The organism is Mycobacterium sp. pW045 (assembly GCF_041287085.1).
In the GTDB taxonomy this organism is placed as follows: domain Bacteria; phylum Actinomycetota; class Actinomycetes; order Mycobacteriales; family Mycobacteriaceae; genus Mycobacterium; species Mycobacterium algericum_A.
This window is the reverse complement of record NZ_JBGGKU010000002.1, coordinates 157,017-175,200: the sequence shown is the minus strand read 5'-3', so window position 1 is coordinate 175,200 and position 18,184 is coordinate 157,017. Positions and strand designations below refer to the sequence as shown.

Sequence of the window (18,184 nt, the reverse complement as noted above, 5' to 3'; positions counted from 1 at the left end):
CGCAGTGGCGGCAGTGACTTTCGATTCGGTGACCCGGCACTATCCCGGTGCCGACCGGCCCGCGCTGGACAAGCTGGACCTGTCGGTGGAGGACGGCGAGTTCATGGTGCTGGTCGGGCCGTCCGGCTGCGGCAAGACGACCACGCTGCGGGTGCTCGCCGGCCTGGAACCCGTTGACGCCGGCCGTATCTTCATCGGCGACGACGAGGTGACCGAGACCGACCCCGGCCATCGCGACATCGCCATGGTGTTCCAGAACTATGCGCTGTACCCGCACATGACGGTGGCGCAGAACATGGGTTTCGCGCTCAAGGTCGCCAAAACCCCGAAAGCCGAGATCCGCGCCCGGGTGCTCGAGGTCGCCGAACTGCTCGGCCTGCAGGGCCACCTGCAGCGCAAGCCCAAGGACCTGTCCGGGGGTGAACGCCAGCGGGTCGCGATGGGCCGGGCAATCGTGCGGCGCCCGCAGGTGTTCCTGATGGACGAGCCGCTGTCGAATCTGGATGCCATGCTGCGGGTGCAGACCCGCAATCAGGTCGCCGAACTCCAACGCCGGCTGGGCATCACCACTGTCTACGTCACCCACGACCAGGTGGAGGCGATGACGATGGGGGACCGGGTGGCGGTGTTGCGCGACGGGGTGCTGCAGCAGTGCGCAACGCCACGCGAACTGTACCGCCATCCGGCCAACGTGTTCGTCGCCGGATTCATCGGCTCGCCGGCGATGAACCTGTTCCCCGTCCCGGTTGTCGAGGGCGGGTTCGCGCTGGGCGGCCACACCATGGCCCTGCCGCGCGAAAGCGCTTCCGCTGCAGCCGAACTGATTGTCGGTGTCCGGCCCGAGCAGCTGCACCTGGCCGATCGTGGGATCGGGGTCGAGGTCGACTTCATCGAGGAACTGGGTGCCGACGCCTACCTTTACGGTCGGACCGTCGGCCCGCAGCCACCGCAGTCGGTGGTGGCCCGGGTTCCGGGCGGCACCGATGTGGACCGGGGCTCCCGGTTGTCGCTGCAGCTCGACGTGGCGGACCTGCACGTGTTCACCGCCGACGGCGCCCGGCTGGGTTGATGCGAGGCTGAACCCCGCGGGCGGCTAGCGTGCCCGCTTGGGCGCTTCGGGGACCAGCGTCACCGCGAGGTGGTGCAGCATCAGGACAAACGTTATGACCCAGGCGGCCAGCGCGATCCAGCTTTGCACCGAGCCGATGTAATAGACGATCGGCAGGTGGTCGGCCTGCCCGAGGTAGTGGCTGCCCACCCCGTACATCCCGAGCGGAAAAATCACGCTCCACCACGGGGCCTCATAGCGCAGTGGGATGTGGTGCACCACATGCCGCCACACGCCGGCGGCGATCAACGGCGGGATCAGCCAGGTGCCGAAGGCCCAGAACATCACCGACGTTCCGGCGATGAGGCCGCGGGTCGCGGTGACCATCGGCGCCTCGGCCATCTCGACGATCCGTGCGCCTGCCAGGACGGTGATCGCACAGGCGCCCATCGCCACCCAGTACTGCGGGATGAGATCCCGTGGCAACAGCGGATAGAGCAGCAGGCGCAGCGCCACGAAGATCCCGGCGGCGCCGTAGAGGAACACCCCGATCGACCACGAGACCACCGCCAGCAGCGCCAGACTCTGACGCCAGGGCTCATCGATCTCCACCTCGAGGACCGCGGCCAGCACCGCGATGGACTGGCTGGCGACCACCCAGATGAACCAGGTGCCGTTGGCGCGCCGCACCACCGGCCGCTCCGAGGTGCCCAGCACAGCGGTCCAGGGAATGAGATAGCCGAGCACCAGCCAGGCCAGCGTGCTGACCGACAGCAGGCCGACCGCAACACCGGTGTGACCGTCGATGACGAGCCGGGCCCCCAGCACGTTGGTCGCCGAGACGAAGGTGAACAACCCGAACGCACGACCGGAGTCCGACAGGTCGGCCCGGAATTCGTGGCGAAAGGCGATGAGCCGCACCGCCGATACCGCCACCAGGACCAGATAGGACAGCACCGTCACCCACAGCAACGGGACCGACAACCAGTAGGCGTCCTGGTGGTACATGGCCATCGACACCATTCCACTGGCCATCACCAGCGCGAAATAGCCCGGGTTGAGTGTCCGTACCGCCTCCCGGGTGCCGGTCGTCGGCCCTGTCATCGTTGCGCCCACCCGGCTCCCGCCCCTTTCATCGCGTAGTGAAAGCGTGTCTGGGTATACCACCGGGCCGCATTCCGCGATGGCGGGTTAGGGGCATTCGACACCGATCTCTACGCTGCCGTCCACCCCGCCGGAAGTAGATCGCGCAACGATGTTCTTGCGATTCAGTCGAGCAGCTGCCGCAGCACGTACTGCATGATGCCGCCGTGCCGGTAGTAGTCGGCCTCACCGGGGGTGTCGATGCGCACCTTGGCGTCGAACTCCACCGATCCCGCCTTCACGTGCACCGTGTCGGGGATGGCGTCGTCCAGGGCGGTCACGCCGGTGATGTCGAAGGTCTCCTCACCGGTCAGGCCGAGCGAGTCGGCGTCGGCGCCGTCGGGGAACTGCAGCGGCAGGACCCCCATCCCGATCAGGTTGGAGCGGTGGATGCGCTCGTAGGACACCGCCAGCACCGCTCGCACGCCAAGCAGCACGGTGCCCTTGGCGGCCCAGTCGCGGGACGAGCCGGACCCGTATTCCTTGCCGGCCAGGATCACCAACGGCACCCCGGCGTCGAGGTAGTTGACCGACGCGTCGTAGATGGTGCTGACCGGAGCGTCCGGTTGGGTGAAGTCGCGGGTGAAGCCGCCCTCGGTGCCGGGCGCCAGCTCGTTGCGCAGCCGGACGTTAGCGAACGTGCCGCGGATCATCACCTCGTGATTGCCGCGCCGGGAGCCGTAGGAGTTGAAATCCTTGCGCTCAATACCGTGCGCGGACAAGTACTTTCCCGCGGGTGAGTCATACCGGATCGACCCGGCCGGGCTGATGTGGTCGGTGGTGACCGAGTCGCCGAGTTTGGCCAGCACCCGGGCCCCGGTGATGTCGGTGACGGGTTGCGGTTCGCGGGTCATGCCGTCGAAGTACGGCGGCTGGCGCACATAGGTGGAGTCGGGATCCCAGGAGAACGTGTCGCCCTCCGGCACCGTCATTCCGCGCCAGCGCTCGTCGCCGGTGAAGACATCGGCGTAGCTGGCGGTGAACATCTCGGCCTGCAGATTGTCGTCCACCACCGCGGCGATCTCCTCGGTGGTGGGCCAGAGGTCACGCAGATACACCGGCTCGCCGTCGCTGCCGGTTCCGATCGGGTCGGTGAGCAGATTGATCCGCAGCGTGCCAGCCAGTGCATAGGCGACCACCAGCGGCGGCGAAGCCAGGAAGTTCATCCGGGTGTCCGGGTGGATACGGCCCTCGAAGTTTCGGTTGCCGGACAGCACCGAACACACGGTCAGGTCGTTGTCGACGACGGCCTTGCCCACCTCGGGGATCAGCGGGCCGGAGTTGCCGATGCAGGTGGTGCAGCCGTAGCCGACCAGGTTGAAGCCCAGCTTGTCCAGGTACGGGGTCAGGCCGGCGCGGTCGTAGTAGTCGGTTACCACCCGCGATCCGGGTGCCAGGGTGGTCTTCACCCACGGCTTGCGCGACAGCCCCTTGTCGACGGCGTTGCGCGCCAGCAGCGCCGCACCCACCATCACCGACGGGTTGGAAGTATTGGTGCACGAGGTGATGGCGGCGATCACCACATCGCCGTTGCCGATGTCGGTGCGGGTGCCGTCGGCGAGCTCGACGGCCACCGACTCCGACGGCCAGTCCAGGGCGGCGCAGTCGCTGTCCGGCAGGCGTGGTTTGCCCTCGGGCTGCGACCGGTCACCGAAGGCGATGGGGTCGCTGGCGGGGAAGGAGTCCGCGGACGCTTCGTCGAGGTCTGACAGCGCCTGTTCGGTGGTTTCGGTGCCGCCGAGCAGTGCGCAGACCGTCTGCGGAGCCAACCGCAGCGGGATGCGGTCCTGCGGACGTTTGGGCCCGGCGATCGACGGCTCGACGGTGCTGAGGTCCAGCTCCAGGATCTGCGAGTAGGTGGGCTCACGGTCGGGCTCGTGCCACATGCCCTGTTCTTTGGCGTAGGCCTCGACCAGCTTGATCTGGTGCTCCGAGCGCCCGGTCAGGCGCAGGTAGTCGCAGGTGACGCCGTCGATCGGGAAGATCGCGCAGGTAGCCCCGTACTCCGGGCTCATGTTGCCGATGGTGGCCCGGTTCGCCAACGGCACATTGGCTACGCCGGGGCCGAAGAATTCGACGAACTTGCCCACCACGCCGGTGCGCCGCAACAGTTCGGCGACGGTAAGTACCAGGTCGGTGGCGGTGGTGCCGGGCTGCAGTTCGCCGCTGAGCTTCAGACCGACCACCTGGGGGATCAGCATGCTCATCGGTTGCCCCAGCATGGCCGCCTCGGCTTCGATGCCGCCGACACCCCAGCCCAGCACGCCGAGGCCGTTGATCATCGGGGTGTGCGAGTCGGTGCCGACCAGCGTGTCCGGGTAGGCCTGCGGCCCTTCGTCGGTGTCACGGGTGAACACCACGCGGGCCAGGTATTCCAGGTTGACCTGGTGGCAGATGCCGGTGTCGGGCGGCACCACCGAGAAGTCGTCGAAGGCCTGCTGGCCCCAGCGCAGCAGTTGGTAACGCTCGGCGTTGCGCTCGAACTCCAGTTCGGCGTTGATGGCGAACGCGTCGGCGCGGCCGAAGACGTCGGCGATCACCGAGTGGTCGATCACCAGCTCGGTCGGGCACAGCGGGTTGATGCGTTTGGTGTCGCCGCCCAGCTCCGCGATCGCGTCGCGCATCGCCACCAGGTCGACGACGCACGGGACGCCGGTGAAGTCCTGCATCAGCACGCGGGCCGGGGTGTAGGCGATCTCGCGGCCGTGCTCGGCTTTCGGGTCCCAGGCGGCCATCGCGTTGATCTGATCGGTGGTCACCAGCCGGCCGTCCTCGTTGCGCAGCAGATCCTCCAGCAGCACCTTGAGGCTGTAGGGCAATCGCGCCGAGCCGTCGATGCGATCGAGACGCCGGATCTGATAGCGGGTGTCGTCGACGGACAGCTGGTCTTTGGTTCCGAAGCTGTCGAGAATGGTCTGCTCGGCCATGGTGGCCCCTCTCGCTGGGCGAATCGGGATACCACCGACCTTAGTCCGCATCAGCGGCGCGGCCAGCAGGAAATCGGCTCTAACTATTTGTGGACGGCGAAATGGGTGATCGCGCCGGAACATTCGAGCTCGTCAATCGTGAGGCCGGCGTCGGTGAACCACCGCCGGGCGTCGGCCAGGGTGCCGCCGGGCCCGAAGGTGCCGCTGGCCCGCATCAGCACCATGTAGGCGTCGGCACGGGGAACCTGCCCGCGGGTGGCGAAATCGCCGACCAGCCGGCCGCCCGGTTTGAGGCAACGGGCGATCTCACGGATGGCAGCGGCCGGGTCGGGTAGACAGTGCAGCCCGTTGAAGCTCACGCACAGGTCGAACTCGTCGTCGGCGAACGGGATCGCTTCGATGCTGCCCTCGACGAACTCGACGGGGCTATGCGGCAGTCGCCGGCGGGCGTGGTCGAGCATGCCCGGCGAGATATCCATCGCCACGTAGCGCACGCGTTTGCCGGGAAGCAGGCGGGCGATGGTGATGCCGCCGCCGCAGGGCACATCGAGTACAGCCGAGCCGTCAGGCAGCTCCGCGACGACGTCCATGGCCTGATAGATGCGGTCGACGTCGGTGCCGAAGAGCAGCCGGCCGAAGACGCGGGCCAACGCGGGGCGTTCGATCGCGCGGGCATAGGCCGCGCCCACGGTCCGAGAGAAGAGCCTGTTCTGCCAGAGCCGGCTGACGTTCATCAGCCGTGCTGGGCGGCGGCCTGTTCCAGCACCGGCCGCTTGTCCGGGCAGTAGGTGTGGATGGCCGCGCCCAGGAACTGCCAGACCTGCGGCTGGGTGGTGCCCTTCTGCAGGTTCGGGGTGATGAAGCGGACCGACTTGGCCGCGTCGCCGTCCACGCCCTTGTCGAGGCGCTCGCAGACGATCTTGCCCAGCCACGCGTTGTAGTCCCGGGGGCCGTAGATGCCGTAGGTGTGCAGTTCGTGGGCAAAATCAATGTCGGGGTCGGCCTGCGCCGGTGCGGCCAGCGCCACCGCCAAGCCCAGGACCGCCGCGGCGAGGGTCGTCGACTTCATGAGTTGCAGTCTAGACCCAGCTGGTTAGGTGGGCTTCCTTTGCGGTCACCGGTGCGCTCGGGCGCGCGCCGTCCACCTCGGTGAATGGCGAATTCGGGGCAGCGGGAAACCCATTCCGGTGTGACCAGTCAGACATAAGGAATTTATGAGGTTTATAAATTTGTGACTATTAGCCGAATTTCTCGTATCCTGTCTTCCCGTGGGCCGACATGAGTTAGCCAGGAAGCGTCAACGGTCATCGGTTTGGATGGCTGCGCTCATCGCACCAGCAGCAATGTTCTTTGCTGTGGGAGGCAGCGCCAATACTACGGGCGCGAAAGAAGCCGATCCGGTGGTTGCTGTGGACGATTCACCGGGCGGATTGCAGTTGGTTGCGGCCCCGGCCGATTACCTGCGGCAGGGCAGTCCGGAAGGCGTTGCCGCGGCCTCACGAATGCGGATGGTGTCGCGCTTTTTGCCCGCCGGGGTCGCCTCCGAACGCGGTCTTCAGGTCAAGACGATCCTGGCCGCCCGCAGCATCAGCGACGCCTTTCCGCAGATCCACCAGATCGGTGGTGTGCGCGCCGACGCCTTGCGCTGGCACCCCAACGGCCTGGCGCTCGATGTCATGATCCCCAACCCCGGCAGCGCCGACGGCATCGCACTCGGCGACGCGATCGTGGCCTACGTGATGGAGAACGCCGATCGGTTCGGCCTGCAAGACGCCATCTGGCGCGGGATGTACTACACGCCCGGCGGCGGGGCGCAGCGCGGCGGCTACGGCCACTACGACCATGTCCACATCACCACCACCGGTGGCGGATATCCCAGCGGCAGCGAGGTCTACCTGCGCTGAGGCTGCCTGTCGACAAAGAAGTCCATCAGCGGCTCGGGCCCACCGCCGTAGACCGAGAAGTCCGTCACGCCGTTCTCGGCCAGCACGTCGGCATCGATGAAGCACTGTCCGTTGGCTTCTGCGGCCGGGCGGCGCAGGATCGCCACGGCGGCGTCCGCCATGATCTGCGGGCTGCGTGCCTTCTCCAGCAACTGGCCGCCGTCGGGGGAGTTGGCCACCGCCGATGTCGCGATGTAGGTCTCCGGCCACAGGCAGTTGGCCGCGATGCCGGCGTCGGCGTATTCGGCGGCCCAGCCCAGGGTCAACAACGTCATGCCGTACTTGGACAGCGTGTAGGACGGGTGCACACCCAGCCAGTACGGGTTCATGTTGATCGGGGGAGCGATCGTCAACACGTGCGGTGCAGCAGAGCGCTGCAGGTGCGGCAGGCACGCCTTGGTCAGTAGGAACGTCCCGCGGACGTTGATGTCCTGCATCAGGTCGAACTTCTTGGCGGACAGCTTGTCCGTCGGTTCGGTGGCGATCGAGCTGGCGTTGTTCACGCAGATGTCGATGCCGCCGAACCGGTCCACTGCGGCATCGACGGCGCGCTGCACGTCGTCTTCGCTGCGCACGTCACCGACGACGGCCAGGGCTTTGCCGCCGGCCGCTTCGATCTCGGCCGCGGCGGTGTGCACCGTGCCGGGCAGGCGCGGGTGCGGTTCGGCGGTCTTGGCCAGCAGCACCACGTTGGCACCCAACCGAGCGGCGCCCAGGCCGATCGCCAATCCGATACCACGGCTGCCGCCGGACACCACCATGGTGCGGCCGGAGAATTCGCTGCCTGCCACCCGCTGACTCCTCGCTTGTCGATGCGTTGCCGTAGGGCTTATTCGAGCGGATTCGCCCACCCCGCCCCGACCGCAAGAGTGACAGTTTGGTGCAGAATTGTAAAGTTCGTCAGGTGCCTGCCGGAGCCTAGAGCGCGGCGACCGACACCTGGTTGCGCGTCGGGCCGGTACTCACCAGATCAGTCCTTTGACCATGGCGACCTGGGGGATGTCCTCGACGGCGATCAGCCCGGCCGGAGCATCACAGACCCAGTCGATCACGTTGACGATGCGCGCCGCCGTGGAGATACAGCCGGCGTCGGTCGGGTCGTAGGCGGGGTGCGAGAGCGCGGTGTTGATCTCCACCCGCGGCTCACCTTCGACGACGACCCGGTGTATTCCGATCTGGCCGTCCGGTGGGTACTCCCAGTCGGGCGCCGACGCCGGAGTGAGGCGGGTGATGTGCTCCATGGTGATGACCGGTGCACCGTTGATCACTCCCTCGACGGCGAACCGGGCGGCGGCCAGCTGCCCGGGCTCCACCGAGGTCATGGCGCATTCGATGTGATCGGTGGCGTACCAGGCATCGGCGCGTTGCCGTACCTCGTCCAGCTCGATTCCCAGATGTCGGGCCAGATTTCGCACCGGGCCACCCCACATCGAGCTGATCACGCCGGGCAAGAACAATGCCGGCGTCACGTCGCTGTCGCGGGGCAGTCCGAACCCATGGTCTTTCCAGTGAATTCGAAGTCGTCGTAGTTGCCGTAGTCGAAGATCTCTTGCACGGTCACGGATGTGATGCGGGTGGCCAAGCTCATGGCCGCCAGCGCCTCGGTGTCGCCGGAATACCCGGGATCCACTCCGTTGACGTAGAGCGACGCGTTGCCGGCTTTGCACGCCTGCGCGAGCGGTTCACGCAGCCAGTCGTCGGCCTGGTGCGGCGTGACCATCCAGACCAGCGACGAGGCGACGACGTTGACGCCGGCGGACAAGAACGTCGCCAGCTGTTCGATCGCTTCGAGCGGACGTGTTTCGGCCTGCGCCGTGTACACCACGCAGTCTGCGCCGAGTGCCAGCAGCGCATCGATATCGTCGGTGGCGAGCACTCCGGTGGGTTCACGGCGGCCGCAGAGTTCGGCGGCATCACGACCGATCTTGTCCGGACTCGAGGCGTGCACGCCCACCAGCTCCAGATCCGGCCGGCCGATGATCGCCCACAACGAATGGCGGCCGACGTTGCCGGTGGAGAACTGAACTATTCTGCGCATCCTCAGTCCGTTCAATTCGGGGGCCCGGATCATGGACGGTAACCATGTTGACTGACTTGAGTCAACAAGTGCGCGGCCGGCCCGACGTTGTCGCCGGATCGGTACTGACCGGTACCGACGGTTAGCCGGTGGTCGGCGGTCTCACGACCTCTATCCTCGGCGGCGTGCCCGAGCCCTCCGTAGCAGCCTTGCGCAGCCGGCTCGACGGCCTGACCATTCGCGACGCCGCGCACTTCGGCAGGCGCCTCAAGCAGCTGCGTGATGGCCGGCCGCAGCAGCTGCGGCAGCTGGCCGAGCAGCTCACCGCCGCCGAGGCAGTCGTCGCCGCCCGGCGCGCCGCCGTGCCGGCGATCAGCTATCCCGACCTGCCGGTCAGCGATCGGCGTGATGAGATCGCCGAGGCGATCCGGGCGCACCAAGTGGTGGTGGTGGCCGGGGCAACCGGGTCGGGCAAGACGACGCAGCTTCCCAAGATCTGCCTCGAGATCGGCCGGGGCATCCGCGGCATGATCGGCCACACCCAGCCGCGCCGGCTCGCCGCGCGAACGGTCGGGCAGCGCATCGCCGACGAACTGTCGGTGCCGCTCGGCGACGCCGTCGGTTACAGCGTGCGTTTCACCGACCGGGTCAGTGACCGCACCCTGGTCAAGCTGATGACCGACGGGATCCTGCTTGCCGAGATCCAGCGGGATCGGCGGTTGCTGCGCTACGACACGGTGATTCTCGACGAGGCCCACGAACGCAGCCTCAACATCGACTTCCTGCTCGGCTACCTGCGTCAGCTGCTGCCCCGGCGGCCCGACCTGAAGCTGATCATCACCTCGGCGACCATCGAGCCGCAGCGCTTCGCGGCGCACTTCGGCGGCGGGGCTCCCATCATCGAGGTGTCCGGCCGGACCTACCCGGTGGAGATCCGTTACCGCCCACTGGAAGTCGCGGTCACGACGAACGCGGCCGAAGATCCTGACGATCCCGATCAGGAGATCGTACGCACCGAGACGCGCGACGAGATCGAGGCGATCATCGACGCGATCGGGGAACTGGCGGCGGAGCCGCCCGGCGACATCCTGGTCTTTTTGTCCGGTGAACGGGAAATCCGCGATACCGCCGACGCATTGCAAGGACTGCGTCCGGGCGGCCACCCCCTTGAGGTATTGCCGCTGTATGCCCGGCTGCCGACCGCCGAACAACAGAAGGTATTCAACCGGCGGACCGCATCGAGTATCACCCGGCGCGTGGTCCTGGCCACCAATGTGGCCGAGACCTCGCTGACGGTGCCCGGCATCCGCTACGTCATCGACCCGGGCAACGCCCGCATCTCGCGCTACAGCAGGCGATTGAAGGTGCAGCGGCTGCCGATCGAGCCGATCTCGCAGGCGTCGGCCGCCCAGCGGTCCGGACGCTGTGGACGCACCGCCCCGGGGGTGTGTATCCGGCTGTACTCGCAGGCCGACTTCGAGGCGCGGCCGGCCTATACCGACCCGGAGGTGCTGCGCACCAATCTCGCCGCAGTGTTGCTGCAGATGGCTGCGCTGCGACTCGGTGAGGTCGCGGACTTCCCGTTTCTGGATCCACCGGATGCGCGCAGCATCCGCGACGGGATGGCACTGCTGGTCGAACTCGGCGCGTTCGACGCGCAGGGGCAGATCACCGATCTGGGTCGCCGGTTGGCCCGGCTGCCCGTCGACCCGCGGCTGGGCCGGATGATCCTGGCGGCCGGCACCGAGGGATGTGTGCGCGAGGTGCTGGTGGTAGCGGCGGCGCTGACGATCCCCGATCCGCGGGAACGCCCCACCGACCGGCAGGAGGCCGCCCGCGCCCAGCACGCCCGCTTTGCCGATGACGAGTCGGACTTCATGTCCTACCTGAATCTGTGGCGGTATCTCAATGAACAGCGAAAGGCGCTGAGCGGCAGTGCGTTCCGGAAGATGTGCCGGAACGAGTTCCTGCATTATCTGCGAATCCGCGAGTGGCAGGATCTGGTGGGGCAGTTGCGCAGCGTCGCGCGGGATCTGGGCCTGGATGAGTCCGGGGTCGACGTCGACGAGCCCGCGGGTCGGGCCCGCGTGCACGCGGCGCTGCTGGCCGGGTTGCTGTCGCACGTGGGTATGCGCCGCGTGGACGGGCGCGACTATCTGGGGGCGCGCAACTCCCGGTTCGTGTTGGCGCCCGGATCGGTGCTGGCCAAACGACCGCCGCGGTGGGTGGTGGTGGCCGAGCTGGTCGAGACCAGCCGGCTCTACGGGCGCACCGCGGCGCGCATCCAGCCCGAGGTCATCGAGCGGATGGCGGGGGAGTTGGTGCAGCGCAGCTACAGCGAACCGCACTGGGATGCGCAGCGCGGTGAGGTGCTGGCCTACGAACGGGTGACGCTGTACGGCCTGCCGCTGGTGGCGCGGCGCCGGGTCGGCTATTCCCGGGTCGAGCCGACGCTGGCGCGCGAGCTGTTCATCCGGCACGCGCTGGTGGAGGACGACTGGCAGAGCCGTCACGGTTTCTCGGCCGACAACGCGCGGTTGCGGGCCGAGCTGGACGAATTGCAGGACCGGGCCCGCCGTCGCGATCTGATCGTCGACGACGACGAGATCTATGCGTTCTATGACGCCCGGATACCGGCCGATGTGGTCTCCGCCCGGCACTTCGACGGCTGGTGGAAGAAGCAACGGCGTCAGACCCCGGACCTGTTGACGTTGAGCCGTGACGATCTGCTGCGTGCCGATGGCGAGGTTGTCGCCGGCCGGCCCGACAGCTGGCAGACCGGTGATGCCAGCCTGCCGCTGAGCTACCGGTTCGAGCCCGACGCCGCCGACGACGGCGTCACGGTGCATGTGCCGATCGATGTGCTGGCCCGGCTCGGCGGTGACGCCTTCACCTGGCAGGTGCCGGCGCTGCGCGAGGAGTTGGTGACCGCGCTGATCCGCTCGTTGCCGAAGGAGCTGCGGCGGAACTTCGTGCCCGCCCCCGACACCGCCCGCGCGGTGCTGCCCGCACTCGATCCCGACGGCGGCTCGCTGCTGGTGGCGCTGCAACGCGAGCTGCGCCGGCGCACCGGTGTCCTGGTGCCCATCGAGTCGTTCGATCTGAGCAGGCTGCCTGCCCATCTGCGGGTGACGTTCAGCGTCGAAGCTGCCGACGGCTCGGAGTTGGCGCGCGGGGACAACCTGGGCGCCCTGCAGGAGCGCTTCGCCGCGTCGGCGCGGGATGCGGTTGCCGGGGTGGTCGCCGGTGAGCTGCAGCGCAGCGGACTGCGCGACTGGCCCGCCGACCTCGAGGAACTGCCGCGGGTGGTCGAGCACGTGGTCGGCGGGCGCGTGGTCCGGGGCTATCCGGCGTTCGTCGACACCGGAGCCGCCACCGACCTACGAGTCTTCGCCACCGAGGGCGAACAGGCCGCGGCCATGACGGCCGGCATCCGGCGGCTGCTGCGCTGCTGCGTCCCATCTCCGATCAAGGCGATCGAGCGGCAGCTGGATCCGGGCACCCGGTTGGCACTGAAGGCCAATCCGGACGGGTCACTGACCGCCCTGCTCGATGACTGCACCGACGCGGCGGTCGAGTCGCTGATGGACGGTCCGGTGTGGACGCGCGAGGCGTTTGCCACGCTGCGGGCCGCGGTGGGCGAGGCCCTGAAGGCAACGACGCAGGACATCGTGGTTCGTGTCGAGAAGCTGCTCGCTGCCGCGCGCGACGTCGATCTGCTGGTGCCCGCGCAGCCGCCGGCCGCCCATCGCGACGCCGTCGCCGATATTCGCGACCAGCTGCACCGGCTGTTGGCGCCCGGCTTCGTCACCGCGGCGGGTCGCGCACGACTGGCCGACTTCACCCGCTATCTGGCTGCGATCCGGCGGCGCCTGGAGCAGCTGCCGCGCGCCGGCAGCGCCGACCGGCAGCGGATGGCCCAGGTACACGCCGTGCAGGACGCTTATGAGGAACTGCTCGCCGGCCTGCCCCTGGCTCGCCGCACCGCTGCCGATGTGCGCGACATCGGTTGGCAGATCGAAGAACTGCGCGTCAGCCTGTGGGCGCAACAGCTCGGCACTTCGCGTCCGGTGAGTCAGCAGCGGATCCACCGGGCGATTGATGCCGCCGGCGGCACCGGTTGAACTGTGACCGGGACAGTCCTGCGGTTATGGTGCTAGCTGTGAGCACCGTCGCGCTTCCTCCGCCGCTCGTCGACCGCCACGACATGAGCGCAGAATGGTTCACCCAGGTACTGCGCCACTGCGGGGCCCTTACCGACGCCACGGTGACCGCCGTGACCGCCGCGCCGATCGGCACCGGCCAGGTCGCGGACACCCTGGTTTTCGCCCTCAGCTACGACCGGGCCGATTCGGACGGGCCGGCCAGTGTGGTGGCCAAACTACCGGCTGATGACCCCAACAGCCGCCAGGCCGCCGTCATGCAGCGACTCTACGAGCGTGAGGTCCGCTTCTACCAGAACCTGCGCGACCGGACCACCGTGGCGACACCGGGCTACCTCTACAGTGACATCGACCCCGCCACAGGCCAGTTCGTGCTGCTCCTGGAGAACATGACACCGGTGGCCGCGGTCGACCAGCTCAGCGGATTCACCGTCGAGCACGCGCGCTGCGCGCTGGCTCAGGCGGCGGCATTGCACGCGCCGTTCTGGGGCCGCGCGGAGTTCGATGATCACGACTGGCTCAACCATGGCCGCAACACGGCCGATATCCTCGCCGAGGTCGTTCCGCTGTTGATCGACCAGTTCTGCGAGCGCTACGCCGCTGAGCTGGGACCCGACATCACCGGGCGGATGCGCCGGCTCAGCGTCCACGCGCAACAACCCGCCGAACCGCAAGGCCCGATCACCGTCGTACACGGCGACTTTCGAACCGACAACATGCTCTTCGACGCCAAGGGCGGCGAGGTGCCGGTGGCGGTGGTCGATTGGCAGACCGTAGACCGGGGAAACGGGTTGATCGATGTGGCGTTCCTGCTCGGCACCGCACTGGATCCGGAACTGCGGGCGGCCCACGAGCAGGAACTGGTCCGCTGCTACTTCGACGCGCTGACCGCCGCCGGAGTGTCCGGCTACGACTGGGCGCAGTGCTGGAACGACTATCGACGCCAGGCCGCCTACGCGGTGTTCTTCCTGGCGCCGGCCGCCATGCTGGTCGAACGCACCGAGCGTGGCGACCAGATGTTCCTGACGATGATTCGCCGGGCGTGCGCGCAGATCAGCGATCTGGGCACCGAGGCACTGCTGGACGGCTAGGACAGCGCCGTGTTGACACCGTTCGACGACTACCCCGTGCATCAGACACCGGTGGCACTGGCACACGCCGGCAACGGCAACCCCGACCACTACGACAGGTTCTGGTTCAACGGCTACACCGAAGACTTCTATTTCGCAGTGGCACTGGGCATCTACCCAAACCGAGGTGTCATCGACGCCGCGCTCAGTGTGGTCAGCGACGGGGTGCAGCGCTCAGTTTTCGCCTCCGGCCGTGCGCCGTTGGATCGCACCCAGACGGCGATCGGGCCCATCAGCATCGAGATCGTCGAACCGATGCGCATCAACCGTGTCGTCGTCGACGCGCCCGAGTACGGGCTGAGCGCCGATATGACGTTCACGGCGCGCACCGCCGGTTGCGAGGAACCCCGCCAGACCCGGTATGTGGGTACGCGGTTGGCCATCGACATGACGCGTGCCTCCCAGCTGGGCCGGTGGTCGGGATCGGTGACCGTCGACGGCGCCACCAACGACTTCGACACCCGGACCGTCTACGGCACCAAGGACCGCTCCTGGGGTCTGCGTCCGGTGGGGCTGCCGGCTTCAGCGGCGCCCGAACCGTCGGCGGGCCAGATATTTTTTCTCTGGGCCCCGTTGAATTTCGACGACGTCGCGTTGCACTACCTGACCTTCGAGGATCACACCGGGGCCTCGTGGGCTCAAAGCGGGGCGGTGCTGCCCATTCTGCGGCCCGGCGATCCGGTCTACGGCCCCCAGGACCGCATCGAGCACCTCGACATCAGCCACACCATCGACTGGGCCCCGGGCCTGCGCCGCTCTCGGGGGGCGCGCCTGGACTTCCGGCGCGGTGAGGCCACGGAAACCATCAAGCTGGAACCGTTGCTGACCTTCCGGATGAAGGGAGCTGGCTACTTCCATCCACAGTGGTCACACGGCTTGTGGCACGACGAACTCGCCGTCGGCGGCGAGCAGAGCCCGGTCGCCGAGCTCGACAACCTCGCACTGGACAACATTCATGTCCAGCAGGTGATGCGGGCGCGGTGGGGGGAGCGGACCGGGATCGGGGTGCTCGAGCAACTGGCGATCGGGCCGCACGGTCCCAGCGGGTTCACCGGCCTGGTGGATGTGCCCGCGGTCGGGTGATCCGCCGTCCAGCGTGGGCCGTCAAAGGCCGGCCAGCAGTGCGCCGATTTCACGCGTCTGCCACAGGTTGAGCACGTTGACCAACATCTGCAGCGGGGCGCGGACGCTTTCGTCGTGTTTGATTGGCGCGTCGTACCGGGTCATCGCCCGGGCTGATTCGCCCAGGCGGGTGCAGATCAGTGCCGGCACGTCAAGCAGCCAGCTGACCCCCATGATGCCCGCATAGATCAGGACCTGGCGGGTCAGTTCGCCCGGGTCGATCAGCGGGCCACCGGCTGCGGCCAACTCGGTGACGAACAGCGTCACCAGTGCATCGAAATGTTCATTCCATAAGGTGATCTCGGCCGCCGACATCGCACCCCACAGCGCCATCGCCACATTCATCTGACTGACGCATCCCCAGTCCATCAAGCCGCACTGCAGAACATCGTCGGCGTCACGCCAGAACCACGCGTTGTCGACGTTGGCGTTCCAATGGCACAGCGCGATGTGATTCTGATCAGCTGCCAGGTGCCGCCACACCGCCGCTTCGGCCTGAACGATCCTAGGTGCCTGCTCGGCGAAGTCCGACAGGAAGTGCGAGGCGCGGACCCCGGCCGGGAACAGCCCGGGATGGGTGCTGGTGAAGTCGGTGAGACGTGCCAGCTGCCGCGCCAATCTGTCTTCGCTGAGCGGACGCCGCTCGCCGACGGTGGCCCCTTGAAGGTCGACGGGGAAGGCGTCGATCGCACCGCCGGCGGCACCGCTGCGATCCCAGCCGGCCAGTCTGGCCAGCGAGACCGTCATGGCCCGGTAGTGCTCCAGCGGATCAGGCATCTCATAGTCCAGGCACTTGTGGTGTTGTTGTTCGATTCCGTTGTCACCAAACATGATCCGCTCGCTGATCAGCAGCCCGGTGCCGGACTCGCTGTGATAGTCGGCGAACAGTGTGGCCGGCACGGTGATCGGAAATCCGGGTGTGCGCGCCAACGCGGCAAAGCGAACCTCGGCCTTCATCTGGGTTCTGCCGACATCGCGAACGGGGTCATCGAGGTCGCGGGAGAACTTCACGAACAGTTCGGTGGGCAGCTGGGGATCACAACCGGCGTACTCGATCGACAGCCGGGCCTTGCGGCCGGTGCTTCCGCCGCCGACCTCCGCGAAATCGGTGATGTTCGCTACCGCATTGTCGGCCGCCAGAGTTCCGTACCCGCGCAGCGCGCGGGTGAGAAATCCGCTCCCACGGCTCAACATCTCTTCGGGGCCGACCGGCAACGCGATGCCGGTGTCATCGCCGGGTACCGCGGTATCACCGGTGGCCGATACCGGGCGAGAAGGTGTCATGGCTGGTGACCGCGAGTCCTCTTGCATCGAGCGAAATCAACCCGTCCATCGTTTCAGACGGCGCCATGGTGGCGTGTCCAGCGTGCCGCACAGCGACTGTCACGTGCCCTGCTTCGGGGCTTCAATTCGTCACCGTGACGTATTAGTGTCCCGCCGCACCCGGTGGAATTCGTGATTGCGCCTCCGCCGGAGGGGGTAGTGCTAATGAATCGACATCCAGATCGGGGATCTGGACACTTTCGAGGGGAGGCAATCATGGGGAAGTTCGTTTTTCGCATGGCATGCGCCGCGGCCGTGGCGTTCGCACCGGGCGTGTATGTGGCAGCGGTAGCGCCCGGCGTTGGCTCGGCTCAACCGCCTGATTGCGGACCGGGCAACTTCTGGAACCCGGGTGCCAATGCCTGCCAGCCGTCAGCGCCGCCCAATTGCGGTCCTGGCAACTGGTGGAATCCGGGTGCCAATGCCTGTCAGCCGGTAGCGCCGCCGCCGCCGCAACGGTAAAGCGATAGTGCTGCAGCGTCGATGACGCTGAGCATGACGGGTTGGCCGCGATATGGAGCGGATCGCGGCGACCCGTCACGCTCACGCAGGCATACTGAGCAGCGTGCCGACAATCACCGCGGTTCGCGGCGACATCACCGAGCAGCAAGTCGACGCCGTAGTCAATCCCGCCAACACCGCTATGCGCGGCGGTGGCGGCGCGGATGGCGCGATCCATCGCGCCGGTGGCGCCGCCATTCTGCGCGACTGCGTCAAGAGGTTCCCCAATGGGCTGGCCACCGGTGACGCAGGATGGACGACAGCAGGCGACCTGCCTGCCCGGTGGGTCATTCACACGGTCGGCCCGAATTTCAACGCCGGACAGACAGACCGTTCACTGCTGGAGTCCTGCTACCGACGGGCCTTGGAGGTTGCCGACGAACTCGGCGCGCGAGTCGTCGCCTTTCCGCTCATCAGCGCCGGGGCCTACGGCTGGCCGCAGCACGACGCCATCGCCGCCGCCATCGAAACCATTGCCGCCCTCGACACTCGCGTCGACGAGGTGCGACTGGTGGCTTTCGACGCCAGGATGCACAAGCAGGTGCTGGCGCAGTTGGCTGCCCCGGACTGAGCCGCAGCGCCGCCAGAACGATGTTGGCGGATCTTCGGAGCGCGACGCCACGCTTCCTGTTCCTCGGAAGCTGTGCGCGGGAAGATAATCGGTAACCTTGCCGCACAGTAACCCATGCGGCGACACCCGGACATTTCGTCACCGTGACGTATTATCAGTCAGGCGGACCCGCTGCGCGCCCGACACTTGTCATATCCCTACGGATTTGGGCCAGGGTCGGGCGATGCCGATCTGAGGCTCACCGGTTGGCAGCAGCATTCGCGCTGGGGCGGTCGCCAGTGTCCGATGGTTTCGGA

At 67.4% G+C, this 18,184-nt stretch carries 12 protein-coding genes and 1 pseudogene; 6 read left to right on the top strand and 7 right to left on the bottom strand.

The features are described 5' to 3' along the window. Positions 1-4: 4 nt before the first annotated feature. Positions 5-1,069, top strand: coding sequence for an ABC transporter ATP-binding protein (locus tag ACAG20_RS03310; protein WP_370491521.1), 1,065 nt, complete (start codon positions 5-7; stop codon positions 1,067-1,069). Between the two features lie 24 nt (positions 1,070-1,093). On the opposite strand, the gene ACAG20_RS03305 is transcribed toward ACAG20_RS03310, so the two are convergent. The 4 genes from ACAG20_RS03305 to ACAG20_RS03290 form a co-directional block, all read right to left on the bottom strand. Continuing rightward, positions 1,094-2,152, bottom strand: coding sequence for a tellurite resistance/C4-dicarboxylate transporter family protein (locus ACAG20_RS03305; protein WP_370491520.1), 1,059 nt, complete (start codon positions 2,150-2,152; stop codon positions 1,094-1,096). 164 nt (positions 2,153-2,316) lie between these two features. Continuing rightward, positions 2,317-5,118: an aconitate hydratase gene (locus ACAG20_RS03300; RefSeq protein ID WP_370491519.1), complete on the bottom strand. Its 2,802-nt coding sequence runs from the start codon at positions 5,116-5,118 to the stop codon at positions 2,317-2,319. An 83-nt stretch (positions 5,119-5,201) separates the two neighbouring features. Then, a complete protein-coding gene (locus ACAG20_RS03295) occupies positions 5,202-5,852 on the bottom strand; it encodes a class I SAM-dependent methyltransferase (protein WP_370491518.1) in 651 nt (216 codons plus the stop codon). Beyond that, positions 5,852-6,187, bottom strand: a complete 336-nt coding sequence (locus tag ACAG20_RS03290) for a DUF732 domain-containing protein (protein WP_370491517.1) — start codon at positions 6,185-6,187, stop codon at positions 5,852-5,854. The genes ACAG20_RS03295 and ACAG20_RS03290 overlap by 1 nt, the downstream gene beginning before the upstream one ends. A gap of 199 nt (positions 6,188-6,386) precedes the next feature. On the opposite strand from ACAG20_RS03290, the gene ACAG20_RS03285 reads away from it, so the two are divergent. Further along, positions 6,387-7,022 (top strand): hypothetical protein, encoded by a 636-nt coding sequence (locus ACAG20_RS03285; protein ID WP_370491516.1) that lies wholly within the window; start codon positions 6,387-6,389, stop codon positions 7,020-7,022. Here ACAG20_RS03285 and ACAG20_RS03280 read toward each other — a convergent pair. Further along, on the bottom strand, positions 7,010-7,852 hold the full coding sequence (locus ACAG20_RS03280) for an SDR family oxidoreductase (RefSeq protein WP_370491515.1): 843 nt from the start codon (positions 7,850-7,852) through the stop codon (positions 7,010-7,012). The genes ACAG20_RS03285 and ACAG20_RS03280 overlap by 13 nt on opposite strands. Positions 7,853-8,023: 171 nt before the next feature. Then, positions 8,024-9,099, bottom strand: a pseudogene (locus tag ACAG20_RS03275) (dihydrodipicolinate reductase). A 164-nt stretch (positions 9,100-9,263) separates the two neighbouring features. On the opposite strand from ACAG20_RS03275, the gene hrpA reads away from it, so the two are divergent. Genes hrpA through ACAG20_RS03260 form a run of 3 tightly spaced genes read left to right on the top strand, consistent with a single transcriptional unit; the run spans position 9,264 to position 15,454 of the window. Beyond that, on the top strand, positions 9,264-13,202 hold the full coding sequence (gene hrpA, locus ACAG20_RS03270; RefSeq protein WP_370491514.1) for an ATP-dependent RNA helicase HrpA: 3,939 nt from the start codon (positions 9,264-9,266) through the stop codon (positions 13,200-13,202). A 38-nt stretch (positions 13,203-13,240) separates the two neighbouring features. Next, entirely contained in the window at positions 13,241-14,332 is a 1,092-nt protein-coding gene (locus ACAG20_RS03265; RefSeq protein WP_370491513.1) for a phosphotransferase, read from the top strand. A gap of 9 nt (positions 14,333-14,341) precedes the next feature. Then, entirely contained in the window at positions 14,342-15,454 is a 1,113-nt protein-coding gene (locus tag ACAG20_RS03260; RefSeq protein ID WP_370491512.1) for a hypothetical protein, read from the top strand. A gap of 21 nt (positions 15,455-15,475) precedes the next feature. Here the strand turns inward: ACAG20_RS03260 and ACAG20_RS03255 are convergent, their stop codons facing one another. Beyond that, the gene (locus ACAG20_RS03255; RefSeq protein WP_370491511.1) at positions 15,476-16,777 is read right to left on the bottom strand and encodes a hypothetical protein; all 1,302 of its coding nucleotides are present in this window, start codon (positions 16,775-16,777) and stop codon (positions 15,476-15,478) included. 604 nt (positions 16,778-17,381) lie between these two features. Between ACAG20_RS03255 and ACAG20_RS03250 the strand changes: the two genes are divergently transcribed. Next, positions 17,382-17,888: an O-acetyl-ADP-ribose deacetylase gene (locus tag ACAG20_RS03250; RefSeq protein WP_370491510.1), complete on the top strand. Its 507-nt coding sequence runs from the start codon at positions 17,382-17,384 to the stop codon at positions 17,886-17,888. Positions 17,889-18,184: the final 296 nt, after the last annotated feature.

Coding starts and splice junctions, on each gene's coding strand:
- ACAG20_RS03305 (WP_370491520.1), bottom strand. CDS start 2,152: ATGACAGGGCCGACGACCGGCACCCGGGAGGCGGTACGGACACTCAAC.
- ACAG20_RS03300 (WP_370491519.1), bottom strand. CDS start 5,118: ATGGCCGAGCAGACCATTCTCGACAGCTTCGGAACCAAAGACCAGCTG.
- ACAG20_RS03295 (WP_370491518.1), bottom strand. CDS start 5,852: ATGAACGTCAGCCGGCTCTGGCAGAACAGGCTCTTCTCTCGGACCGTG.
- ACAG20_RS03290 (WP_370491517.1), bottom strand. CDS start 6,187: ATGAAGTCGACGACCCTCGCCGCGGCGGTCCTGGGCTTGGCGGTGGCG.
- ACAG20_RS03255 (WP_370491511.1), bottom strand. CDS start 16,777: ATGACACCTTCTCGCCCGGTATCGGCCACCGGTGATACCGCGGTACCC.